The sequence below is a fragment of the Dactylosporangium sp. CA-139114 genome (assembly GCF_050955725.1).
Lineage (GTDB): Bacteria > Actinomycetota > Actinomycetes > Mycobacteriales > Micromonosporaceae > Dactylosporangium.
Window position 1 is genome coordinate 820,726 of sequence record NZ_CP192080.1, and the last position, 18,571, is coordinate 839,296.

Below are 18,571 nucleotides of genomic sequence, written 5' to 3' on the forward strand. Positions count from 1 at the left end.
GCCGTATGGCACCCGACCTACGTTCCAGCGGCCCCGCCGGCAAGAGCGGCCGGCGCGACGCGAGCCGGCCGTCCTCCGCGCGCCGCACCCTGCGAGCCGTCCCGTCCAGCGGTCCCGACCTCGCCGGCGACACCGCCGAGGAGGAGACCCCGGCCGCGATCGACCGGCTCGACGGACGGGTCGCCCTGGTCACCGGCGCGGGCAGCCCGGACGGCATCGGCTACGCCACGGCCCGCCGGCTCAAGCAGATGGGCGCCGCCGTCGCGATCGTCTCCACCACCCGGCGCATCCACGACCGGGCCAGCGAGCTCGGCGTGATCGGCTTCGTCGCCGACCTGACCGTCGAGGCCGAGGTCGGCGCGCTCGCCGACGCCGTGCTCGACCAGCTCGGCGCGGTCGACATCCTCGTCAACAACGCCGGCCTGGCCAGCAAGGCCAGCCCCGAGGTGCTGCGCCCGGTCGCCCAGCTCACCTACGAGGAGTGGCGGGCCGAGATCGACCGCAACCTCACCACCGCGTTCCTGGTCAGCCGGGCCTTCGTCGGCGGCATGGCCGAGCACGGCTGGGGCCGCATCGTGAACCTCGCCGCGACCGCCGGGCCGGTGAACGCGCTGCCGGCCGAGGCCGGGTACGCCGCGGCCAAGGCCGGCGTCGTCGGGCTGACCCGCGCGCTGGCCATGGAGCTCGTCGCCGACGGGATCACGGTCAACGCCGTCGCCCCCGGCATCATCCACACCGGCGCGTCCACCCTCGTCGAGCTCAAGCAGGGCTTCGGCACGCCGATGGGGCGCCCCGGCACGCCGGAGGAGGTCGCGGCCACGATCGCCTTCCTGTGCTCGCCCGGCGCGTCGTACATCACCGGCCAGATGCTCGTGATCGACGGCGGCAACAGCGTGCGGGAGGCGCAGTACCGCTGACGCCGCCCTGAACCGGTCATCAGCGAATGCCCAGGTTCGCTGGCTATGTTTGGCCGTATGGGGGCTCGTCCGGCTGACTACGTGGTGCTGCTGACGCCGCCGGCCACCGTCGGGGCGGCGTGCGAGGTCGTGCTGCTGTCCGGCGAGCCCGAGGCGTTCCTGCCGCTGATCCTCGTGCTCCAGCCACTGACCGTGCTGGGCATCGCGGTGGGGCTCGTCCAGCTCACCCGCAGCACCCGGGGGCCGTCGACCTTCAAGCTGACGGTGTACCGCGGGGAGCCGGCCTTCGCCGCGCTGCCCGCGTTCCGCCGCCAGTGCGTGTTCAACGGCCTGCTGAGCGCCGCCCTGCTGCTCATGGCGCTCAACGGGATGCGGGTCGCCGGGCGGATCGTGCCCACGATGGCCTGGGCGATCCTGGTGGTCAACGGCTGCACGGTGCTCCTGCTGCTGTTCCGCATGATCCGCAGCGGCCCGCTGCTGCTCACCCGGGGCGGGATCGCGGTCGACGGCGGCCGCAGCTTCGTGCCCTGGGCGGCGCTCGGGCCGGGGCCGGAGCACCAGCTGTGGACGGTCACCCACCCGGAGCTCATCGAGGGCGCCCGCCTGAAGCGCTTCCAGCCGGGCCAGGACGTGCCGCTCGACGTGTCGCTGTGGTTCCTGTTCCGGGCGATCCACACGTACGTCGAGCATCCGCAGCAGCGCCCCGAGATCGGCACCCCGGAGGAGCTCGTCCGCCTGCGCGGCACCCTCGCCCGCCAGGCCACCTGATCGCCCGACGCGGCCCGCCCCGGCCGTTCCTAGCCTGGAAAGCATGCGCTGGGCCCGGGTCGTCGCGCCGTCGGTGCTGGTGGGGGCCGTCGGCGCCCTCGTGCACGCGTTCGTGCCCGGCGGGTACGTCGTCTTCGGCCTCATCGCCGTCGCGCTCATCGGGCTCGACCAGCTGCTCACCGACCTGCGCCGCCGCGAGGAGCCCGACGCCCGCCCCGGCTGGGAGTTCTTCGCGCCGCGGGGGCTCGTCGCGGCCCGGGCCGGGCGCGCGTTCGCCCTCGCCGTCACGCTCGTGATCGCGGCGCCGCTGTGCACCGGCGACCCGGCGGGGTGGGCCGTCGCCGCGGCCCTCGCCACGCCGTCCGTCCTCGTCGGCGTGCAGCTGTCGGTGCGCCTGGCCGTGGGCGCCTCCGTGCTGCGGCTGAGCCCGGACGGGGTGGAAGTGCGGGGGCGGCCGTACCCGTGGGAGCGCATCGAAGCCGTCGAGCTCAACGGCGACCGCGCCAACCCGCGGCTCGACCTGCTCGTCGCGGGCCGCCGCCACCCGGTCACCCTGCGCCCGGCCGGCGTCGACGCGAGCCTGCTGTTCCTGACCGACCTGCTCGGCTACTACCAGTCCCACGCGCGCCTGCGCTGCGCGATCGGCGACGCGGCCGAGGCCGGGCGCGTGCACGGCCTGCTGCTCGAGGCCCGCCTCGCCGCCGGCCTGCACGGCGGTCCCCGCCCGATCCTCGCCGCCGGCTGAGCCGGCGCGTTGCCCGCGACGCACCCCGGGCGCGGCACGGGCCGGGGCAGTGGCGGCGAGCTAGGTTGGGGGGCATGCGCAGCGCTGAACAGATCCTGCGCGAGGCCCGGACGATCGCGGTCGTGGGCGCCTCCCGGGATCGCTCGAAGACGGCCCATGCGGTGCCCCTGCAGATCCAGCTCCACGGCTGGCGCATCGTGCCCGTGAACCCGTTCGCGGACCAGATCTTCGGGGAGCGCGCCTACCGCCGGCTCGCCGACATCCCGTTCCCGGTCGACCTGGTCAACGTGTTCCGCCCGTCGGCCGACGCGACCCAGGTCGTGAAGGACGCGCTGGCCATCGGCGCGCCCGCGATCTGGTTGCAGCAGGACATCTACAGCCCCGCGGGCCGCACCCTGGCCGAGGCCGCCGGCGTCGACTTCCTCGAGAACACCTGCATCGCGGTCGTCCGCGCGGTGCACGCGCTCAGCGCGCCCCGTAGTCCCGCAGCAGACCCCGGCTGATGATGGTCTTCTGAATCTCCGAGGTGCCCTCGCCGATGAGCAGGAAGGGCGCCTCGCGCATGAGGCGTTCGATCTCGTACTCCTTGGAGTACCCGTAGCCGCCGTGGATGCGGAACGCCTCCTGGACGACCTCCGCGCAGTGCTCGCTGGCCAGCAGCTTGGCCATGCCCGCCTCGACGTCGTTGCGCTGCCCGGCGTCCTTGAGCCGGGCGGCCCCGACCATGAGGGCGTGCGACGCCTCGATCTTCGTGGCCATCTCGGCCAGCTTGAACGCGATCGCCTGGTGCTTGACGAGCGGCTGGCCGAACGTGTGCCGCTGCTGGGCGTAGGCGATCGCGAGCTCGAACGCCCGGATGGAGATGCCGCAGGCCCGCGCGGCCACGTTGACCCGCCCGACCTCGATGCCGTCCATCATCTGGTAGAAGCCGCGGCCGGCCTTGTCCGCGCCGCCGAGCACCGCCGAGCCGGGCACCCGGACGCCGTCGAGCACCATCTCGGTGGTCTCGACGCCCTTGTACCCCATCTTCTCGATCTTCCCGGGGATGTTCAGCCCCGGCAGGCGCTCGCTGAGCCCGAACCCGGGCTCCTTCTCCAGCAGGAACGTCGTCATGTTCCCGTAGACGGACTCGGCCCCGAGCTCGGTCTTCACGAGCGTGGCGACGACGGAGGACCGCGCCCCGTTGGTGAGCCACATCTTCTGCCCGTCGAGCACCCAGTCGTCGCCGTCGGCGACGGCCTTAGAGCGGATCGCGGCCACGTCGGACCCGGTGCCCGGCTCGGACATCGAGAACGCCCCGCGCACCTCGCCGGTCGCCATCCGGGGCAGCAGCCGCTGCCGCTGCTCGTCGGAGCCGTGCTGGGCGACGAGGTAGGCCACGATGAAGTGCGTGTTGACGATCCCCGACACGGACATCCACCCGCGGGAGAGCTCCTCGACGACGAGCGCGTAGGTGAGCAGCGACTCGCCGAGCCCGCCGTACTCCTCGGCGATGGTGATGCCGAACAGCCCCATCTCGCGCATGCCGTCCACGATGTCGTCCGGGTAGACGTCGTCGTGCTCGAGCCGCTGCGCGTGCGGAATGATCTCCTTGTCGACGAAGGCCCGCACGGTCTCGAGCATCGACTGCTGGACATCGCTGAGCCCGGGCGTCCGAGCGAGACGGGCCATGTGAGACCTCCGTGGATCGGCTCCTGCCAAGAAGTTACCGGCGGGTATCCCGGGTGCATCAAGCTTCCGGCGGCATGGACCTTGTGAAATGGTTCTCAGGTGCGAGTCAACGGCCTGGCGATCGCCGCCCTGATCTGCGCCGTCCTGCTACCCCCGTTCGGCATTCTCATGGGCCACATCGCGTGGTCCCAGTGCCGGCGCGAGCAACGCCCGGGCGCCGGCCTGGCCCTGGCGGCGATGGTCACCGGCTACGTGGTCCTGCTCATCGTGTGCGGCCTGCCCATCATCTCCTTCGCCTGACGCCCCGTTGCCTCACCGCGCCGGGCCCCGCGAGACCCTGCCTGATGCCCTCTGCGTGCATCCCGCGCGAAGGGTGGGTTCCAACGCGGGTAGCCGAGCCTTTGCAAGGCGCGCGGCGCCTTGGCCGGGGTCGGCCCGGCCCGGTCTCGCCAGGCCAGGCCCGGTCTCGCCAGGCCAGGCCAGGCCCGGCGCGGTGCTGCGCGGCGCGGTGCTGCGCGGCGCGGTGTGATGTGGCCCGGCCCGGCCCGGCCCGGCGCGGTGCGGTGCGGTGCGGCCTGGCCCGGCGCGGCGGGGCTGGCCGTGGCGTCTCGAAGTCCGCTCTCCGCCTCGCACCCACGCCGGCCATGTCCCAGGCCTCAGCCATCCGCGATGCGGCGCATGAGCTCCCCGAGCGACCCCCGCCGCCCGTGGATGTGCTCGAGCCAGACCGTGACCCCGGCGTCGGCATACCCGGCGAGGATCGGATCGCCCGGCCCGGCGGAGTGGCCGGTGAGCACCACCTCGAACGGCGATTCCCGCCGCTGCCGGATGTATGCGACGGACTCGGCGATGGCCGCGGGTGACACGCTCATCCCCGTCTCGTCGTCCCCGGCCGCCAGCCACCCGTCCCACCGGGCGGCCCGCCGCAGCGCCGCCCGGCTGGCCCCGCCGACGAGGATCGGCGGCCGGGGCCGCTGCACCGGCGGCGGCGCGAGGCTGACCCCGGAGACGCTCTGGCCGCCGAGCAGCCCGCCGACGATCGACAGCCCGGAGTCGAGCAGCCGGGCCCGCTCCCTGAGATCGGCCGACTCCCCGAAGGCCGTGAACTCGGCATCGACGCCCCCGAGGCCCACGCCGAGCACGACCCGCCCGCGGCTGAGCCGGTCGAGGGTCGCGACGGAGCTGGCCGCCACGGCCGGCCGCCGCCGCGGCAGGGGCGTGACCGCGGTCCCGATCCGGATGGCCGAGGTGGCCTGAGCGACGGCGGCGAGCGTCACCCAGGCATCAGCGGAGGGCACGCCCCAGGCGAAGGCGAGGTGGTCCCAGACGAACAGGTATTCCCACCCGGCGGCCTCGGCGGCAACGGCCACGTCGACCACCAGCGACGGCTCCGCGAAGTCCCCGAGCGTGCAGACACAGATGCCGAAGCGCATGCGCCGTCACCCCGTCACCGCTGTCCAGGGGTCCTTCGGCGGGGACGAGGACCCCTCCGGGCAGATCTTGCGGTAGTCGCACCACGAGCACTGCGGGCCGGTGCGCGGGGCGAAGTCCGAGTCGGCCAGGATGTCCGCCGCCGTCGCCTCCGCCCGGCGCAGGTGCCGTTCCAGGGACGCATCCGTGTGCTCGAATGCCGCCACCGTGCCGGTCGGCAGGTGGTGCAGCTCGACCCGGCGGCAGGGCTTGCGGAACACCCGGGCGGCCGCGATCGCATACAGCGCCAGCGCCCGGGACCCGCGTGCGTCGTCTTGCGAGACCCCGCCCCGCCCGGTCTTGTAGTCGACGATCACGAGCTCGTCCCCGCGCTGGTCGATCCGGTCCACGCGCCCCGACAGCGCCAGGGTCTCGGTGCGGGCCGCGACCGTCCGCTCCACCCCGACGGGCTCCTCGGCCGGGTCGAGCGACTCCACATAGGACTCGAGCCAGCCCAGCGCCCGCCGGTAGACCTCCCGCTCCTGCGCGTCGTCCTGGTAGCCCTCGCGGACCCAGGTCGCCTTCAGCAGGCCCGGCAGCGCCTCCGGCACCCGGCGGCCGGGCTCCAGCGCATACCAGTTCTTGAGGGCCGTGTGCACCGATGCGCCGAGGGAGTTGTGCGCCCACGGCGGCCCCTTCTGCGGGGCGGGGCGGTCGACGTAGGTGAACCGGTAGCGGCGCGGGCAGTCCTCGTAGCTGCCGAGTTTGCTGGGCGTGCAGGTGAACAGGCGCGGCGGCGGTGCGAACAATCCCAACTGCTCCACACCGAGCATCCTGCCATCGGGGTACGACAAAAACGTCAGTGCGGCGAGTGCAGATAGGTGGTCACGAACGCCCCGATGGCGTCGGCCAGCAGCTGCACGGCGATCGCGGCCACCAGCAGACCGGCGATCCGGGTCACGACCTCGATGCCGCTGGGCCGCAGGATGCGCACGAGCACGCCGGAGAAGCGCAGCACGAGGTACACCACCAGCATCACGGCGATGATGCCCACCGCGATGGCCGAGTAGCCCGAGAAGGAGTGGGCTCGCCGCACGAACAGCATCGTGGCGACGATCGCGCCCGGCCCGGCCAGCAGCGGCGTGCCCAGCGGCACGAGGGCCACGTTCGACGTCACCTCGTGCCGCGGGTCGTCGGTCTTGCCGGTGAGCAGTTCGAGCGCCACGAGCAGCAGGAGCAGGCCGCCGGCGCCCTGCAGCGCGGGCAGGTCGATGTGCAGGTAGCCCAGGATCTGCCGGCCCAGCACCGCGAAGGCGACGATGACGCCGAGCGCGAGCAGCACGGCCTGCAGCGCCGCGCGGTTGCGGTCGCGGCGTTCGAGCTGGCCGGTGAGGGCGAGGAAGATCGGCACGGCGCCCGGGGGATCAAGGATCACGAGCAGCGTCACGAACACTTCGCCGAAGAGCTTCACATCCACGACCGGATTGTCGTAGCAGGCCCGTATCGAGCGGATACCAGGGTCTTGACGTCATGGAATGCCGCCCCTACGTTGCCAGAGAACAGCAAACTTTCCTTACAGATGGAGGGTTCATGGGCAAACGCAGGCTCCTGGCGGGGGTTGCGGCCGCGCTGGCGGTGACGTCGCTGGCCCTCGCGCCCGCGACGGCGGCCGGCGCCCACGGTGCCCCGCACCAGGACGAGTACAAGCGGGTCGGGTACTTCATCCAGTGGGGCATCTACGGCCGCTCGTACTTCGTCAAGAACCTCGAGACCAGCGGCCAGGCCTCGCGCCTGACCCACATCAACTACGCCTTCGGCGGTGTCAACGCGGCCGGCAAGTGCGAGTCCGCCGACCCGTGGGCCGACTACCAGCGCCCGGTGTCCGCGGCGGAGAGCGTCGACGGCAAGGCCGACGAGGCCGGCCAGCCGCTCGCCGGCAACTTCAACCAGCTGCGCAAGCTCAAGGCCATGCACCCCGGCCTCAAGGTCCTCATGTCGCTGGGCGGCTGGACCCTGTCGGCGAACTTCTCCGACGCCGCGCTGACCGACGCGTCGCGCCAGGCGCTGGTGAAGTCCTGCATCGACACGTTCATGTCGACCGGCGTGTTCGACGGCTTCGACCTCGACTGGGAGTGGCCCGGCTCCGAGGGCAACCCGGGCAACGTGATCCGGCCCGAGGACAAGCAGAACTTCACCAAGCTCGTCGCGGAGTTCCGCAAGCAGCTGGGCAAGAAGGCGACGCTGACGGCGTTCCTGCCGGCCTCCCCGGCGAAGATCGACGCCGGCTTCGAGGCGAACAAGATCTTCAAGTACCTCGACTTCGGCTCCGTCCAGGGCTACGACTACCACGGCACCTGGGAGACCACCACCAACCAGCAGTCCGCGCTCTTCGTGCCGCGCAACGCGCCCACGACGCCGGACTTCAGCGGGTCGACGGCGCTCAAGGCGTGGACCGACCGCGGCGCGCCCAAGAAGCAGCTCGTGCTCGGCGTGCCGTACTACGGCCAGGGCTGGACCGGCGTCACGAACGCCAAGAACGGCCTGTTCCAGACGGCGACCGGACCGGCGCCGGGCACGTGGGCGGCGGGCAACGAGGACTACAAGGTCCTCGCGACGCTGCCGCAGCAGGGCTACAAGGTCTACCACGACCTGCTGTCCGGCCACGCGTGGCTGTTCAACGGCACGACGTTCTGGACCTTCGACGACCCGGTCGTCGTGGCTCAGAAGGGTCTGTACGTCCGCCTCGCCGGCTACGGCGGCGCGATGATCTGGTCGCTCGACGGTGACGACGCCAACGGCACCCTCACCAAGGCCATCTACACGACCCTGCGCTGATCACGGGGTGCTCGGCGGCATGAACCGCGCGATGCCGTCGAGCACCCGCTGCAGGCCGAACGTGAACGTGCGCACGGGATCGCCGGCGCCGTACTCCTCCCCGGCCGCCTGCCCGACGCGCGCCGCGGTCGGGAAGCGGGCCGGGTCGAGGACCTCGGAGAGCAGCGGCGCCCACGCCTCCCACCACTCCGTGTCGCTGCGGCCGGTGCGCTGTTCGGCCTGATCGGCCAGCACCGCGGCCCGCGCCGCGCCGGTGACGTAGTCGAGCACCAGGCTCAGCAGCTGGTCGGTCTCCACATCGGACACGCCGGTGCCCTCGAAGGCGCGCAGTTCGAAGTCGTACTTCGCGATGCTGTTCGGCCCCAGGACCGGCCGGCTCGTCGCCACCTGCAGCAGCCAGGGATGACGGCGGTAGAGCTCCCAGTTCGTGCGGGCCACCTCGGTGAGCCGCTCGCGCCAGCCCTCGGCCGCGTGGACCTCCCGGACCGCCTCGCCGCTGACCGCGTCCACCATCACGTCGAGCAGCTCGGCCTTGCTGGGCACGTACGTGTAGAGCGACATCGCGGTCACCCCGAGCCGCTGCGCCACCCGGCGCATCGACACCGCGCCGAGCCCCTCGGCGTCGGCGAGCGCCACGGCGACGGCGACGATCCCCGGCACGGTGAACTTGGGCCGCGGGCCGCGCCGCGCCGCCGGGGCCGGCAGCCGCCCCCACAGCAGGTCGATGCTGCGCCGCGGATCGCCGGTCCCGCTGTACTCCGTCGTCACCCCACCACGCCGCTTCCCCGCCCGGCCGCGACGATGCGCTCCAGGACCTCGGGGGCCGTGGTGCGGGCGCCGAGCCGGACGGTCTTGTGGGTGCCGTGGTAGTCGCTGCTGCCGGTGGTGACGAGACCCAGCTGCCCGGCGAGCGCGTGCATCTCGGCCTGCTCCCGCGGGCTGTGGTCGGTGTGATCGGCCTCCAGCCCGAAGAGCCCGGCGGCGGCCAGCTCGACGATGAGCGAGTCGGGCACGATCGGGCCGCGGACGCTGGCCCGCGGGTGCGCGAAGACCGGCACCCCGCCCGCGCCCAGGATCAGCCGTAGGCCCTCGAAGACGTCGATGTCGTCCTTCGGGAGGCGGTAGCGGGCCCCGAGCCACTGCGGCTGGAAGGCCTCGGTGACGCTGCCGACGAGGCCGCGGCGCATGAGGGCCTGGGCCAGGTGCGGGCGGCCGACGGTGCCGCCGCCGGCGTAGTCGCGCACCTCGTCCCAGGTGACGTCGATGCCGTCGGCGCGCAGCAGGTGGGTCATCCGCTCGGCGCGGGTCTCGCGGGCGGCCCGCACCCGGGCGAGCTCGGCGGTCAGGGGCGCGTCGGTGGGGTCGAAGAGGTAGGCGAGCATGTGCAGGCCGATCGGCCTCGCACCGCCGTGCCAGCGCAGCGACAGCTCGGCCCCGGGCACCAGGGTGAGGCCCTCGGGGCGGGCCGCGAAGGCCTCGGCCCAGCCACCGGTGGTGTCGTGGTCGGTGAGCCCGAGGACGTCCAGCCCGGCCGCGGACGCCTCCCCGACCAGCTCGGCCGGGGTCGACGTGCCGTCGCTGGCGGTGGAGTGGGCGTGGAGATCGATTCGCACGCCCCCAGTTTATGAACCTTTACTTCGCCGCGAGCGGTTCGATGAGCACGACCCCGTCGCTCTCCTGGTCCAGCTGGTCGACCTGGTCCGCCTGGCCGGTGGGGTCGAGCTTCAGGAACTTCTTGCTGTTGTCGACCACGAAGGTCTTGGTATTGAGCCACATGGTCTTCGTGGTGACGGCGAGGTTCCACAGCTTGGCCTTGAAGCCGGGGTCGAACACCGCGGTCAGGTCCAGGATCGCGACCTGCTTCAGGCCCACGACCGGGTAGGCGAGCCAGCGGCCGTCGGGGGAGATGCGCGCCCCGGCCGGGGCCGCGACCGGCAGCCCGCAGGCCTTCTTCATGATCTTGAACGGCTGGTCGAACTGGAGCTGGGCCAGGCACATCGCGGTGTCCGCGGCGCCGGCCGGCTTGAGCTCGGCGTAGACGCCGTTGTTGTCCTGGGTGCCGCCGAAGACCCGCACCACGGTGCTGTCCCAGGTGGGGCTGTACGACCGCTCGGTGTGCCAGACGTCGAAGCCCTTGTCGTCGTTGCTGACCACCAGGTTCGTGCCGACGAAGGTGACCGGCTCGGTGTTGGGCGGCACGGGGGCGGTGGGACCCTGGGTGATCGTCTTGGCGTTCTGGTCGCTGCGGGTGCCGACGTTCATCGTGCCCTTCGACGCCCAGGCCACGGTCCTGCCGTCCTTGGCCACCACGATGTTGGTCGCGTCGTCGACCAGCACCTGCTGCCGCTCGTCGTCGTCCTGCAGGACGAGCTGCTTGTCGCCGTCGGGCTGGGTGTTGACCACCAGGTAGCCGTCCTTGGCCTGGTAGGCCGCGGTGACGGTGCCCCTGGCGGGCAGCTGCAGCCGCACCCGGGTGGCCGCCTCGGCGCTCGGGCCGATGGCGGTGACCTCGCGCATCTCCGACGGGGTGACCGGGGCGGTCGGGGTGCCGGCCGTCGACGGGCGCTGGGTGGGGCTCTCCTGGGCGAGCGGCCCGGGCGGCTGCGGCGAGCCGCCGGGCGCGCCGGCGGTCAGTGTGTGCAGGATCGCGGCGGAGGCGACGGCGAACGCGACGATCCCGGTCAGCCCGGTCACCGCGGCGCGCCGCCGCCGGCGGACCCGCGCGGCGCCCCGGATGGCGGCGTCGGCGAACCCGTCCAGCGACGCGAGCGACCCCGGCGGGGGGCTTCCCGCCTTGGCCGCGAACGTGTCGCGGAGCTCGTCTTCCAGCATGCTCGTCACGTCTCCAAACCCAACCGCACGGTCAGACTTCCACCGGTTCTTCGACCACGGTGTCCGCGGGTAGAAGCGCTTCAGCCTCGGCGAAAGGTTGTTCGGCCTCGTCAACCTCCTCGACATCCGGCACGATCGGCGCCGGAGGCGGGCCGGTGGGAGGGCGGGCGGGCTGGGTTCGTGTGGCGGGACGCACACCCTCCGCGCTGAGCTTCTCGCGCAGCGTGGCCAGGGCGCGGGAGGTCTGGCTCTTGACGGTGCCGACGGAGACGCCGAGCAGGCGGGCGGTCTCGGCCTCGGACTGGTCCTCGTAGTAGCGCAGGACGAGCACGGCCCGCTGCCGGTTGGGCAGGTTGCGCACATGCCGCCACATGGCGTCGCGCTCCAGGCTCTGCTCGAGCTGGTCGGCCGCGGCGCCCTCGGGCAGGATCTCGGTCGGCCGCTCGCCGTGCCAGCGCCGCCGCCACCAGCTCGTCGCGGTGTTGACGAGGACCCGGCGCGCGTAGGGCTCGACGGCCTCGATGTGCCCGAGGCGCTTCCAGGCGAGGAAGGTCTTGGTCAGCGCGATCTGCAGCAGATCCTCCGCCGTGGCCCAGTCCCCGGCCAGCAGATAGGCCGTGCGCAGCAGCGCCTTGGAACGGAGCCCGACGAAATCACGAAAGTCTTCCTCGCGGAACCCTGCGTCGTCCGGCACCGGCCGCCCCCTCCACCCTCCGCGCCCACGTACGAAGACGCCACGAGGGGGCTGCGGGGTTGCACGAATGCGGAGGTTTTCAGGAATCTCTGAGGTTCAGGTGCCGTCGTCCTCGCCGGTGACCGCACGGCCCAGGCGGGCCTCGACGGCCTCGGGCTCGTACATTTCCTCGACAATGCGCAGGTAGAGCTCATTCGGGTTGGGCAGGTTGCGGATATTGCGCAGCGCCTGATCCTGACCCGCGGACTCGAGCTCGAAATGTCCGTAGCCGAACATGCGGCCGGTCAATGACTGCACGTATTTCATGTCCGTGACCCGCTGCAGCGGCATCATGGCCACATTGCGCGTGAAAATTCCCGACACGACCATCACTCGCTTGTTGGTGAGGATGAATCGGTCGTACCACCAGTCGGCGACCTTCCACGCGCACCACAGCACCACCGCCGCCCAGATCACCACGACGGCGGTCCGCAGCTGCTCCTGGTTGTGCTTGGTGAGCCAGCCGGCGATGTAGCCCATCGCGATCGTCGCGAAGATGGCGATCAGGCCCTCCTTCGCGAGCTGGATCCAGTGCCGCTTCCACTCCCCGCGGAACTTCTCCGTCGGGAACAGGTAGCGGGCCGCGTGCCGGCTGGCCTCGTCCTCCAGGGGCGCCATGCGGCTGCCGGGCGGCACCGACGGCACCGAGTCGCCGCCCTGGAGCCGGGCGAACTCGTCCTGCGAGAACGACGGCGGGGCGCCACTGTACTGCGGGGCCGCCGCGCCGCGCGCGTGCGCGCCGTCGGTCATCGGATCCGCATACGGGTCGGAGCTGAAGTCGTCGCCGTCGGTGGTGTAGTCCCCGCGCGCCGGCTCCGCGCCGCCGTGCGCCGCCTCGTAGTCCCGCGCGGCCTCGTAGTCGGAGGTCGGCGAGTATTCGATCGGCGGCTCGTCGGACGAGGTGTAGTCGGCCCGCGACTCCGGGCGCGAGCCCGGCCGCGCGCGGGGGATCGGCTCGGTGTCCCGGTCCTGGAATCGCCGGGCGTTCGGATCGTCCTCGGGAGGCTCGGCGCCGGTCGACATGGCCGGCCCTTAGGCGACGAGACTGGAGAAGAAGTCGCCGAATCCCGTGGCGATGTCCATGATGCCGCCGCCGATGGACTTGAACACCTCGGCAGCCGACTGTGGCCGATAGGCCACGAAGAAAATGAGGAAGGCAATGCCTCCCCAGGTGAGGACCTTCTTGACCATCGCCGTCAATCCCTCCCCGCAACGTCGCGCACCGACGCCCCGGCCAAACTCAGCGTATCAGCTACGCGGCTCACGGTGCAGATGCGCCGCGCCGAGCGTCTGATCGGAGCTTGATCCTAGTCGCGGGTGTCTACGCCTTGCCGTGAAGATAAGGCGACGGCGCGCCGTAAACGAGGTGGCTTGGCACGTCGTCGGCGAGATCGTGCAGGTCGAGCTCCTCCTCGAGCAGATAGCCGGCCGCGGCGGGCCAGGTGATGACGTAGATCCACATGCCGGCCGCCTCGCCGACGTAGGCGCATCGATCCTCGGGCGACTTGGCCATCCACAGCGGGGTCGGCCAGCCGGCGGCCCGGACCTTCGCGTGCGCGACGGTGGTGGCGATGTCGCCGTCGAAGAACGGGCCCGGGTCGGTGCCCGGGAGGCCCGCGAAGCGGGTGCCGAGCCCGATGCCCGGCTCCTCGGCGATGATCACGCAGTCGGCCGGCCCGTGCTCGACCGGCCCCGGGCCGCTGCAGGCCAGCGCGGTCGCCCGGACCCCCGAGCGCTCGTCGCCGACCCACCCCAGACCGGTGACGGTCCAGCCGGTCGGCAACGGCCACGGGCACCACAGCGGGGTCGGCCGCTTGTCCCCGGCCCGCGCCGCGGCGGCGATCAGCTTCGCCTTGGCCGCGTCCGCGATCTCGGGGCCGATGTGCTGCGCGACGTGCAACGGCAGCACCGCGCCGTCGGTGTCGCAGCGCCACTCGGAGTGCATGAGGTCTGGCGGTCGCACCGGACCACCACAGCGGGGACAGCTGACTGCGACGCCCATATACCCACGGTAAGGCCGTTCAGGGGTTTGCGGCCCCGTACTGGCGGATCCAGGTATGCATGGCGATGCCGCTGGCGACTCCGGCGTTGATGGAGCGCGTGGAGCCGTACTGTGCGATCGAGTACACCGCGCCGCACGCCTCCCGGGCAGGTTCCGACAGGCCAGGACCCTCCTGGCCGAAGAGCAGCACGCACCGCTCGGGCAGCTCGGCCCGCTCCAGCGGCCGGGCGCCGGGCAGGTTGTCGATCCCGATCAGGGGCAGGCGCTCGCCCTGCGCCCAGGCGAGGAACGTCTCGACGTCCGGGTGGTGGCGCACGTGCTGGTAGCGGTCGGTGACCATGGCGCCGCGCCGGTTCCACCGCCGCCGCCCGACGATGTGCACCTCGGCGGCCATGAACGCGTTGGCGTTGCGCACCACCGTGCCGATGTTGAGGTCGTGCTGCCAGTTCTCGACCGCGACGTGGAACGGGTGCCGGCGGGTGTCGAGGTCGGCGACGATCGCGTCGAGGCGCCAGTAGCGGTAGCGGTCCACGACGTTGCGCCGGTCGCCCTCCGCCAGCAGCTCGGGGTCGTAGTGGGGCTCGGCCGGCCACGGCCCGATCCAGGGGCCTACGCCGACCGCGAGCTCGATCTCGGGTTCCATGGTGCGGCGACGGTACCGCGCGGGGCCCGCCCGGTGGAGGCCGGTCGGGTGAGAAGGGTTGACCAGCCCACCCGACCGGCGTTCGCGGCGCGCCGGGGTGCTGCCCGCCTCAGCGGTGCAGGGCGCGCGACAGCTCGCGGGCGATCCCGTTGACGAAGCGGCGCTCCGCCAGCGGGATCTCCACCCCGCCGATGCGGATCCGCCCGGCCTGCCAGGCGGTCCGCCCGACGCTGGCGGCGATGTCCATGAGCCACTCGCCGTAGGCGAGGGCGATGTCGGGCCCGAGGCGCTCGGCCAGCAGCCGCATCGCGAACCCGCAGTCGGCGAGCACGGCGGCGGTGCCCAGCGACGGGCCGTCGATGTCGTTGTCGGTGAGCTGCTCGGCGAAGATGGCGGCGACCACTCCGCGCACGAGCAGCGCGCGGGAGCGCTGACCCGCGGCGATGGCCTCGACCCCGGCGACGGCGTCCACCTGCTCGTCGCCGGCGCAGGCCGCGACGAGCACGGTGCGGGGCAGCCGGACGAGCAGGTCCCACTCCTGCCGGCGCAGCGGCAGGTCGACCCCGGTGCCGGGGCGACCGGACGGGCCGGATGCGGGCTTGCTCGGCATGGCGACCTCCCACGCCGAGCGTATGCCGAAAGATCCGCTGATTGCGGCGATTTGCCCGGGCGGATCGGTCGCGCCGGGGCGCAACCGGACCCTCCGGCCGCGACGGGGTCGCGGCGGGAGGGGTCAGGTCTGCACCATGCAGCCCCAGCCGTCGTAGATGCCGTCGTGGCGCTCGACGATGCCGCGGACCTTCCACGTCACCTCGTGCAGGGCCGGGGGCTCGACGGAGTCGCGACGGATGGCCTGCAGGACGAAGTCGCCCTCGTCGCCGCGCTCCACCGTGACCGCGAAGCCGTCCTCGCGCAGATCCTGGGCCGAGGACTCGGCGCGGTCCGGGTCGGGGAAGTAGGCCAGGAACTCCACCGCCCGCGGGGCGGTGAGCCGGTCGCCGTGCGCCTCGAGCTCCTGCACCACCTGGTTGTCGTCCATGATGTTGCGCTGCCACGCGTCCGGCGTCAGCTCCTCGCGGACGCGGGTCCAGCCGGGGTCGGACGCGACCGACATCTCGGGGGTGACGCCGGGGATCGCGGGCAGCGGCGGCGGGGTGCCGTCCGCGGGCAGGTATCCGGTGATGCGCCCGTGGTTGTCCGACAGCACACGGCCCACGAGGGCGCCGCCGGCGGAGCGCAGGACCTGGCGCACGGCGGCGTCGAGCTCGTGGATGGAGGCCAGCTCCTCGGCGGCCGGCATGCCGCTGGCGCCGTCACCGGTATAGGCGAAGTCGACGTCGAAGCGCCGCGGGAACCGGGCGACCGGGGCGGCCTCGACCGCGCCGAGATCGATGTTGTACATCGCGAGCCGGCCGCCCACCTCGCCCGGGTAGACCGCCCAGCGCTCCTCCCACGCCGGTTCCCGCCCCAGCAGCCTGCGGAGCAACCCCACGCCGTCCTCCTTGACGCTTGCCTGGTCCTGCCGTTACGACTTCGGCTCCGGGAAGCTGGGCGCCTCCGGCCCCGCGTGCGAGCGCTTCGGCACCATCACCCGGCGCCGGAAGACGCAGACGAGCGTGCCGTCCTGCTTGTATCCCCTGGTCTCCACGGTCACGACGCCGCGGTCGTCCTTCGACTCCGACTCGCGCTTGTCCAGCACGACCGTCTCGCCGTAGATCGTGTCGCCGTGGAAGGTCGGCGCCGTGTGCCGCAGCGACTCGACCTCCAGGTTGGCGATGGCCTTGCCGGACACGTCGGGGACGGACATGCCCAGCAGGATGGAGTACACGTAGTTGCCGACGACCACGTTGCGCCCGAACTGCGTCGACGTCTGCGCGTAGTGCGCGTCGAGGTGCAGCGGGTGGTGGTTCATGGTCAGCAGGCAGAACAGGTGGTCGTCGGACTCGGTGACCGTCTTGCCCGGCCAGTGCCGGTAGACCGCGCCGATGTCGAACTCCTCGTAGTACCGGCCGAACTGCATCGTCGCCCCCTCTGTCAGGTGTCTGCGCAGCATGCCGGGCCGGATCGGGCACTCGATAGAGGGAAGCGGGCAAGTGTGACAAAACGCAGCAAGCGGCGGGGCTCTGCCTGGCGCCCGCCGCCCACGCTTCGTGGTGAGTATCTTGGTCCGCGATCGACCCCGATCGCAACGCTCCGTATAGAGACGCGCGTCACAGTCCAGCAAAGTCGTACGTGTTCACTACGCATTGTGACCGCACTCGCACTACACAGCGTGACCTGTTCACCGTGCGGTAAAGTCCCGAGCCGATGGAAGGGTTGAACGCGCGGGGGCGCGTGCTGCGCATCGTGGCGACGCTCGTCTTCGGCGCCCTGACCCTGGCGGGCACGTTCTGGGGCGACGACACGGCGTTCCCGTTCGCGCCGTTCCAGATGTTCGCCATCGCCGACAAGCCCAACGAGCCGGTGCTCGTGCTGCGCACCGACGGCATCGACACGACCGGGCGCCGGTTCGAGCTCGACGAGGGCAACGCGGGCGTCCGGCGGGCCGAGATCGAGGCGCAGATCGAGCGTTTCAAGGCCGATCCGTCCCTGCTGTCCTCGATCCGCGAGTCCTACGCCGCGCGCAACCCCGGCAAGCCCCCGCTCGCCGAGGTGGACATCGTCGAGGTGCAGCACCACCTGCGCAACGCCCAGCCGACGGGGGAGATCACCGAGGTGGTTCTGGCGAGGTACCGCCCGTGACGCGCTGGCTCTTCGCACCCGTGCCCAAGGCGCGCATCGCCGCCTTCCGCACCCTGGTGTACCTGTTCATCCCGCTGGACGTGGTGTTCTTCAGCTCCTGGATCAAGTCGCACGGCAACCTGCCCGGCAACCTCTACCAGCCGCTGATCGTCGGCCGGCTGCTGCACCTGCCCACGCCGACCCACCTGCTCGTCGACGCGATCTACTACGCGCTCATCCCGCTCTCGCTGCTCGCGGCGACCGGGCGCGCCCCCCGCCTGCTCGGCTGGGCGGTGTTCGCGCTCTACCTCGAGTGGATGTTCATCGCGATGAGCTACGGCAAGATCGACCACGACCGGTACTCGATCCTGGTCGCCCTCGCCGCGCTGCCCACCGCCGGCAAGGCCCGCCACGGCGACCAGACCCCGTCCGAGGCGGGCGGCTTCGCGCTGCGGGTCACCCAGATCGCGGTCGTCGCCACGTACTTCCTCTCCTCGATCGCCAAGCTGCGCTTCGGCGGCCTGGAGTGGCTGACCGGCGCGACGCTGACCCGCGCGTTCATCCGGCGCGGCACGCTGCTGGCGCAGTGGCTGCTGAAGGTCCCCGGCTTCACCACGGTGTCGCAGTTCGGGATCGTGGGCTTCGAGCTGTTCAGCCCGATCGTGTTCTTCGTGAGACCGAAGTGGCGCTACGCGATCGTGGCCGGCTTCTACCTGTTCCACCTGATGACGTTCAGCCTGATCACGATCTCCTTCATCCCGCACCAGATCGCCATGACGGGTTTCCTGCCGCTGGAGAAGGTCACCCCGATCGCGTGGTGGCGGCGGTGGCGCAACCGCACCGAGGAGCCCTCGGAGCCGGCCGTCGCCGCCTAGGGACAGCCCTGCCGATCAGGCCGGCCCGCGACGGGCCCAGATTCCGTCTGCGCGCACCCCGCGATGGCCTGCTCACCGCCGCCGCGCTCCGCGTGGCACCGGTAGCCGGGCCTGGGCGGGTCACGCGCAGCGGCATGGCCGGGCCTGCGCGGGCACACACAGCGCCCTGGCCGGGCCTGGGCGGGTCACGCGCAGCGGCATGGCCGGGCCTGCGCGGGCACACACAGCGCCCAGGCCGGGCCTGGGCGGGTCACGCGCAGCGCCTTGCCTGAGCGCGCGCGGCGCACGCAGCGCCCTGGCCGGGCCTGTGCCGGGCACACGCAGCGGCTTGGCCGGGCCCCTGGGCGGGGCGCACGCAGCGCCCTGGCTGGGCCTGTGCCGGGCGCACGCAGCGGCTTGGGCGGGGCACACGCAGCGCC

The 18,571-nt window shown here is 72.2% G+C and carries 23 protein-coding genes; 8 read left to right on the forward strand and 15 right to left on the reverse strand.

The genetic code is table 11. The annotated features are described in order from the left end of the window. The first annotated feature begins 5 nt into the window (after positions 1-5). The 4 genes from ACQP2P_RS03770 (at position 6) to ACQP2P_RS03785 (ending at position 2,933) form a co-directional block, all read left to right on the forward strand. Entirely contained in the window at positions 6-917 is a 912-nt protein-coding gene (locus tag ACQP2P_RS03770; protein WP_350612204.1) for an SDR family NAD(P)-dependent oxidoreductase, read from the forward strand. 57 nt (positions 918-974) lie between these two features. Further along, positions 975-1,685 carry a hypothetical protein gene (locus tag ACQP2P_RS03775; RefSeq protein ID WP_433613300.1) on the forward strand — a complete coding sequence of 237 codons (711 nt, stop codon included), beginning with the start codon at positions 975-977 and terminating at the stop codon, positions 1,683-1,685. Positions 1,686-1,728: 43 nt separating this feature from the next. Beyond that, positions 1,729-2,430 (forward strand): hypothetical protein, encoded by a 702-nt coding sequence (locus ACQP2P_RS03780; protein ID WP_433613302.1) that lies wholly within the window; start codon positions 1,729-1,731, stop codon positions 2,428-2,430. 74 nt (positions 2,431-2,504) lie between these two features. Then, positions 2,505-2,933, forward strand: coding sequence for a CoA-binding protein (locus ACQP2P_RS03785; RefSeq protein WP_433613304.1), 429 nt, complete (start codon positions 2,505-2,507; stop codon positions 2,931-2,933). Here the strand turns inward: ACQP2P_RS03785 and ACQP2P_RS03790 are convergent. Next, positions 2,896-4,101, reverse strand: a complete 1,206-nt coding sequence (locus ACQP2P_RS03790; protein WP_433613306.1) for an acyl-CoA dehydrogenase family protein — start codon at positions 4,099-4,101, stop codon at positions 2,896-2,898. The genes ACQP2P_RS03785 and ACQP2P_RS03790 overlap by 38 nt on opposite strands. A gap of 99 nt (positions 4,102-4,200) precedes the next feature. On the opposite strand from ACQP2P_RS03790, the gene ACQP2P_RS03795 reads away from it, so the two are divergent. Next, the gene (locus tag ACQP2P_RS03795) at positions 4,201-4,401 is read left to right on the forward strand and encodes a DUF4190 domain-containing protein (RefSeq protein ID WP_433083082.1); all 201 of its coding nucleotides are present in this window, start codon (positions 4,201-4,203) and stop codon (positions 4,399-4,401) included. 356 nt (positions 4,402-4,757) lie between these two features. Here ACQP2P_RS03795 and ACQP2P_RS03800 read toward each other — a convergent pair whose 3' ends face one another. From ACQP2P_RS03800 to ACQP2P_RS03810, 3 genes are read right to left on the reverse strand one after another with little or no spacing between them, the layout of a single operon-like run. Continuing rightward, entirely contained in the window at positions 4,758-5,534 is a 777-nt protein-coding gene (locus ACQP2P_RS03800) for an LLM class flavin-dependent oxidoreductase (protein ID WP_433613308.1), read from the reverse strand. 6 nt (positions 5,535-5,540) lie between these two features. Then, positions 5,541-6,344: a RecB family exonuclease gene (locus tag ACQP2P_RS03805; RefSeq protein ID WP_433613310.1), complete on the reverse strand. Its 804-nt coding sequence runs from the start codon at positions 6,342-6,344 to the stop codon at positions 5,541-5,543. A 26-nt stretch (positions 6,345-6,370) separates the two neighbouring features. After that, complete coding sequence (locus ACQP2P_RS03810) at positions 6,371-6,988, reverse strand: MarC family protein (protein WP_433613312.1); 618 nt, start codon at positions 6,986-6,988, stop codon at positions 6,371-6,373. A 113-nt stretch (positions 6,989-7,101) separates the two neighbouring features. Here ACQP2P_RS03810 and ACQP2P_RS03815 point away from each other — a divergent pair, with 113 nt between their 5' ends. Beyond that, positions 7,102-8,346, forward strand: coding sequence for a glycoside hydrolase family 18 protein (locus tag ACQP2P_RS03815; protein WP_433613314.1), 1,245 nt, complete (start codon positions 7,102-7,104; stop codon positions 8,344-8,346). On the opposite strand, the gene ACQP2P_RS03820 is transcribed toward ACQP2P_RS03815, so the two are convergent. The 11 genes from ACQP2P_RS03820 to ACQP2P_RS03870 all read right to left on the reverse strand — a co-directional run bounded on the left by ACQP2P_RS03820 (position 8,347) and on the right by ACQP2P_RS03870 (position 16,576). Further along, complete coding sequence (locus ACQP2P_RS03820) at positions 8,347-9,114, reverse strand: TetR/AcrR family transcriptional regulator (RefSeq protein WP_433613316.1); 768 nt, start codon at positions 9,112-9,114, stop codon at positions 8,347-8,349. It abuts the gene before it with no gap. Then, positions 9,111-9,959 carry a PHP domain-containing protein gene (locus ACQP2P_RS03825; protein ID WP_433613318.1) on the reverse strand — a complete coding sequence of 283 codons (849 nt, stop codon included), beginning with the start codon at positions 9,957-9,959 and terminating at the stop codon, positions 9,111-9,113. Before ACQP2P_RS03825 ends, ACQP2P_RS03820 begins: the two co-directional genes overlap by 4 nt. Before the next feature lie 19 nt (positions 9,960-9,978). Beyond that, positions 9,979-11,187 (reverse strand): hypothetical protein, encoded by a 1,209-nt coding sequence (locus ACQP2P_RS03830; RefSeq protein ID WP_433613320.1) that lies wholly within the window; start codon positions 11,185-11,187, stop codon positions 9,979-9,981. 22 nt (positions 11,188-11,209) lie between these two features. After that, the gene (locus ACQP2P_RS03835) at positions 11,210-11,872 is read right to left on the reverse strand and encodes a SigE family RNA polymerase sigma factor (protein WP_433613322.1); all 663 of its coding nucleotides are present in this window, start codon (positions 11,870-11,872) and stop codon (positions 11,210-11,212) included. 96 nt (positions 11,873-11,968) lie between these two features. Continuing rightward, on the reverse strand, positions 11,969-12,934 hold the full coding sequence (locus tag ACQP2P_RS03840; protein ID WP_433613324.1) for a PH domain-containing protein: 966 nt from the start codon (positions 12,932-12,934) through the stop codon (positions 11,969-11,971). A 9-nt stretch (positions 12,935-12,943) separates the two neighbouring features. Continuing rightward, positions 12,944-13,102, reverse strand: coding sequence for a hypothetical protein (locus ACQP2P_RS03845; protein WP_433613326.1), 159 nt, complete (start codon positions 13,100-13,102; stop codon positions 12,944-12,946). 130 nt (positions 13,103-13,232) lie between these two features. After that, positions 13,233-13,874 carry a DUF6758 family protein gene (locus tag ACQP2P_RS03850; protein WP_433613328.1) on the reverse strand — a complete coding sequence of 214 codons (642 nt, stop codon included), beginning with the start codon at positions 13,872-13,874 and terminating at the stop codon, positions 13,233-13,235. Positions 13,875-13,932: 58 nt separating this feature from the next. Then, complete coding sequence (locus ACQP2P_RS03855) at positions 13,933-14,556, reverse strand: TrmH family RNA methyltransferase (protein WP_433613330.1); 624 nt, start codon at positions 14,554-14,556, stop codon at positions 13,933-13,935. Between the two features lie 109 nt (positions 14,557-14,665). Then, positions 14,666-15,166, reverse strand: coding sequence for a hypothetical protein (locus ACQP2P_RS03860; RefSeq protein WP_433613332.1), 501 nt, complete (start codon positions 15,164-15,166; stop codon positions 14,666-14,668). Positions 15,167-15,289: 123 nt separating this feature from the next. Next, positions 15,290-16,048 carry a DUF695 domain-containing protein gene (locus ACQP2P_RS03865; protein WP_433613334.1) on the reverse strand — a complete coding sequence of 253 codons (759 nt, stop codon included), beginning with the start codon at positions 16,046-16,048 and terminating at the stop codon, positions 15,290-15,292. A 33-nt stretch (positions 16,049-16,081) separates the two neighbouring features. Beyond that, positions 16,082-16,576 (reverse strand): MaoC family dehydratase, encoded by a 495-nt coding sequence (locus tag ACQP2P_RS03870; RefSeq protein ID WP_433083108.1) that lies wholly within the window; start codon positions 16,574-16,576, stop codon positions 16,082-16,084. A gap of 287 nt (positions 16,577-16,863) precedes the next feature. Between ACQP2P_RS03870 and ACQP2P_RS03875 the strand changes: the two genes are divergently transcribed. After that, positions 16,864-17,298: a hypothetical protein gene (locus ACQP2P_RS03875; protein WP_433613336.1), complete on the forward strand. Its 435-nt coding sequence runs from the start codon at positions 16,864-16,866 to the stop codon at positions 17,296-17,298. Beyond that, positions 17,295-18,152 (forward strand): MFS transporter permease, encoded by an 858-nt coding sequence (locus ACQP2P_RS03880; protein WP_433613338.1) that lies wholly within the window; start codon positions 17,295-17,297, stop codon positions 18,150-18,152. Before ACQP2P_RS03875 ends, ACQP2P_RS03880 begins: the two co-directional genes overlap by 4 nt. The last annotated feature ends 419 nt before the right edge of the window (positions 18,153-18,571 follow it).

Excerpts from the sequence above, each read along its gene's own strand:
- ACQP2P_RS03800 (WP_433613308.1), bottom strand. The coding sequence starts at position 5,534 with ATGCGCTTCGGCATCTGTGTCTGCACGCTCGGGGACTTCGCGGAGCCG.
- ACQP2P_RS03860 (WP_433613332.1), bottom strand. The coding sequence starts at position 15,166 with ATGCCGAGCAAGCCCGCATCCGGCCCGTCCGGTCGCCCCGGCACCGGG.
- ACQP2P_RS03870 (WP_433083108.1), bottom strand. The coding sequence starts at position 16,576 with ATGCAGTTCGGCCGGTACTACGAGGAGTTCGACATCGGCGCGGTCTAC.
- ACQP2P_RS03815 (WP_433613314.1), top strand. The coding sequence starts at position 7,102 with ATGGGCAAACGCAGGCTCCTGGCGGGGGTTGCGGCCGCGCTGGCGGTG.
- ACQP2P_RS03855 (WP_433613330.1), bottom strand. The coding sequence starts at position 14,556 with ATGGAACCCGAGATCGAGCTCGCGGTCGGCGTAGGCCCCTGGATCGGG.
- ACQP2P_RS03780 (WP_433613302.1), top strand. The coding sequence starts at position 1,729 with ATGCGCTGGGCCCGGGTCGTCGCGCCGTCGGTGCTGGTGGGGGCCGTC.
- ACQP2P_RS03805 (WP_433613310.1), bottom strand. The coding sequence starts at position 6,344 with ATGCTCGGTGTGGAGCAGTTGGGATTGTTCGCACCGCCGCCGCGCCTG.
- ACQP2P_RS03770 (WP_350612204.1), top strand. The coding sequence starts at position 6 with ATGGCACCCGACCTACGTTCCAGCGGCCCCGCCGGCAAGAGCGGCCGG.
- ACQP2P_RS03875 (WP_433613336.1), top strand. The coding sequence starts at position 16,864 with ATGGAAGGGTTGAACGCGCGGGGGCGCGTGCTGCGCATCGTGGCGACG.
- ACQP2P_RS03790 (WP_433613306.1), bottom strand. The coding sequence starts at position 4,101 with ATGGCCCGTCTCGCTCGGACGCCCGGGCTCAGCGATGTCCAGCAGTCG.
- ACQP2P_RS03840 (WP_433613324.1), bottom strand. The coding sequence starts at position 12,934 with ATGTCGACCGGCGCCGAGCCTCCCGAGGACGATCCGAACGCCCGGCGA.
- ACQP2P_RS03845 (WP_433613326.1), bottom strand. The coding sequence starts at position 13,102 with ATGGTCAAGAAGGTCCTCACCTGGGGAGGCATTGCCTTCCTCATTTTC.
- ACQP2P_RS03785 (WP_433613304.1), top strand. The coding sequence starts at position 2,505 with ATGCGCAGCGCTGAACAGATCCTGCGCGAGGCCCGGACGATCGCGGTC.
- ACQP2P_RS03775 (WP_433613300.1), top strand. The coding sequence starts at position 975 with ATGGGGGCTCGTCCGGCTGACTACGTGGTGCTGCTGACGCCGCCGGCC.